The 3,057-nt window shown below is 72.8% G+C and carries 2 protein-coding genes and 1 pseudogene; all 3 read right to left on the bottom strand.

The features are described from left to right. The coding region (locus ACWDVB_RS14905; RefSeq protein ID WP_451515219.1) for a zinc ribbon domain-containing protein at positions 1-1,670 on the bottom strand (1,670 nt) is incomplete at its 3' end. A 12-nt stretch (positions 1,671-1,682) separates the two neighbouring features. Next, positions 1,683-1,727: pseudogene (locus ACWDVB_RS14900) on the bottom strand (hypothetical protein); the annotation flags it as partial. Positions 1,728-1,903: 176 nt separating this feature from the next. Then, entirely contained in the window at positions 1,904-2,599 is a 696-nt protein-coding gene (locus ACWDVB_RS14895; RefSeq protein ID WP_451515127.1) for a demethylmenaquinone methyltransferase, read from the bottom strand. Positions 2,600-3,057 lie beyond the last annotated feature (458 nt).

The following is a 3,057-nucleotide window of genomic DNA, read 5'->3' as shown; positions in this document are numbered from 1 at the left end:
GCGGGCGCAGCCCCGGCAGGAGACGCCCCAGTAAGCGCAACCCCGGCGGGCACGGCCCCCGCGGGAGTCGCCCCAGTGGGCGCGGCCCCGGCGGGCGTCCCTGCAGGAGCCGCCGTAAGCGGCGGCGCCCCAGGGGCGTGCGCGGGCGTCGCCGGGGCGTCGTTCTGGGCCGTCATCCGCAGCAGATACGGCCCTAGCAGCGTCGCCGCGAAGATCCACAGCATCCCGAACAGCAGCACCTCCGGGACGCTGAGCCCGGCCTCCACGCTGCCGTCGCCGCCGGCCCCGCCGAATCCCGAACTGCCGCCGGTGACGGCGCCGGACGCCTCCACGCCGAACCCGCCGACCCCGGCGAGCAGCAGGACGAGCCCGAAGAAGACGGCGGCGGACAGCAGCTGTTCGCCGCGGCCGACGCAGCGCCGCGCCGCGAGGATGCCGATCGTGAGCGCGCAGACCAGGCCGAGCGCCAACGCGCCCACGACCGCCCAGTCGTTGGTGACGTCACCCAGTTCGGAGAGGCCGAAGGACTCACTCTCGTACCCGCCTCCGTACCGCGAGCTGCTGCCGCGCACGGAGGCCTCCGCGGCGGCGCCCCAGCCGATGCCGAGCGCCGAGACGGCGAGGTTCGGCAGGATGAGCAGGGCGACCAGGAGCGGCGAGACGCCGTCGTCGTCGAGGTCGGTGATCTCCTTCAGGTCGTCCACCTGGGCGAGGCTGATGAAGGCGACGACCGAGCAGAGTACGAGGACGACGACCAGGGCGCGCAGCGCGGTACCGACGACCCGGGCGGCAGCCTGTGTGCCCGGCCTCGCGTCGACCAGGCCGTTGCGGTGCAGGACCCCGCAGGAGACGACGAGCGCGAGCACCAGCGCGCCGAGCGCGGCGAGCGCCGGGGACGACGACAGCTCGATGCCCTCGACCTCGGGCTGCGCGAACAGCGCGAGCACCAGCACGCCCACGGTCACCAACAGCGCGACCCGCAGCGCCGCTTCGAGCCCGGCCGTGCCGCCGCCCTGGTGACCGCCCAGGTGACCGCCCAGGTGACCGCCCAGGTGACCGTGCTCCCGCGCGACGAGGCGGTTGCGCAGAACGCGTACGCCGATGAAGAGCGCCGCGATCCACAGTGCGGTCACCGTCAGCGGGACCAGGTGCAGGGAGGCGGCGCCTTCCAGCGCGGAACCGGAGGAGTCCGAGCCCATGCCCAGGCCGCCCGAACCGAGCCCGCCCGACCCTGTTCCGTTCGACTCGCCGAAGCCCGGCTGCTGCTCACTGCCCGTCAGCTCGAAGCCGCCGCCGACCGATTGGAGGAGCAGCGCGAGGCTGATCCGCAGGCGGTCGGTGAAGTCGACGACCACCTCGTCGTCCTGGCCGTACGTCGGGATGGCGATGCCTATGGCGCCGATGAGCAGCAGCGCGACGGGCCAGAGCGCGGCCTGCGCGGATCCCGCCCAGTCACCGCGGAACGTCCGCCCGAAGAAGGCGCCGACGGCGGAGGGTTCGGTGGGGGTGGGCGCGGGGGTGTACGTCGGTGGAGGTGGCGGCGGGGGCGGGGGGGCGGCCGTGTCGCTGCTGTTGTCGGTGGCCGGAACTGCTGGGCCGGGGGCCTTCGTTGGAGCGGGCGGCGCCTCCGGTGCCGACGGCTCGGGAAGGCGTTCCTTGCCGCACTTCATGCAGAAGCGGGCCTCATCGGGGGCAGATGCCCCACAGTGCGGGCAGTACGACGCCATCAAACGCTCCGTCACAGTCCAGGAGATCACCCGCGAGCGGGAAGGACCGACCCACTTATAAGAGCCGTATAAGTTCCGGCGCGGGTCGTATCAACGGACACATCTTGCCCGGCGGCCGGTTCCCGCCCGGACCCAGATCCCTGTTCTCAACTCAAGCGTTACGCAGTGCCGCGCGTTCAGCGCTGCTTGAACCCCCGGTGCAGCGCCACGACGCCGCCCGTCAGGTTCCGCCAGGCCACCTTCGACCAGCCCGCGTCCCGCAGGCGCGCGGCGAGCGCGGGCTGGTTCGGCCAGGAGCGGATCGACTCGGCGAGGTAGACGTACGCGTCGGGGTTGGAGGACACCGCGCGGGCGACCGGCGGCAGCGCCCGCATCAGGTACTCGGTGTAGACCGTCCTGAACGGCGCCCACGTAGGGCTGGAGAACTCGCAGATCACGACGCGCCCGCCCGGCTTCGTCACGCGGTACAGCTCGCGCAGGGCCGCGTCGGTGTCCTGGATGTTGCGCAGTCCGAAGGAGATGGTGACGGCGTCGAAGGTGCCGTCCTTGAACGGCAGCTTCGTGCCGTCGCCCGCCGTGAACGGCATCCAGGGGTGACGGGCCTTGCCGACCCGCAGCATGCCGAGCGAGAAATCGCAGGGCACGACGTACGCGCCGGCCTGGGCGAAGGGCTGCGAGGAGGTGGCGGTGCCGGCGGCGAGGTCCAGGACCTTCTGCGCGGGGCGCGCGTCGACGGCCTTGGCGACCTCCTTGCGCCAGAGGCGGGCCTGGCCGAGGGAGAGCACGTCGTTGGTGAGGTCGTATCGTTCCGCGACGTCGTCGAACATCGTGGCGACGTCGTGCGGCTGCTTGTCCAATGAGGCGCGGGTCACTCGGCCTATTGTGTCAGGCCGGTCTTCTCTCTTGGCGGGGGCCTCTCGCCTGCGGCGAGCTTCTCGCGGGGGCGTCTGCGTGGTGCTGGCGCTTGGCGGGTGCGGGTTTGTTTGTGGTTGCTCGCGCAGTTCCCCGCGCCCCTGGAAGGGCTGCGCCCCCCCCTTCGCCTGCGGCGGGCCCTGTGCGGCGCGTCTGCCTCGTGCTCTCGCTCGGCGGGTGCGGGTTTGTTCGTGGCTGGTCGCGCAGTTCCCCGCGCCCCTGGAAGGGCTGCGCCCCCCATCGCCTGCGGCGGGCCCTGTGCGGCGCGTCTGCCTCGTGCTCTCGCTCGGCGGGTGCGGGTTTGTTCGTGGCTGGTCGCGCCGTTCCCCGCGCCCCTGGAAGGGCTGCGCCCCCCATCGCCTGCGGCGGGCCCTGTGCGGCGCGTCTGCCTCGTGCTCTCGCTCGGCGGGTGCGGGTT

The sequence above is a fragment of the Streptomyces sp. NPDC003379 genome (assembly GCF_053589195.1).
Note: the sequence above shows the minus strand (reverse complement) of the source record. Positions and strands in the feature narration are given on the sequence as shown.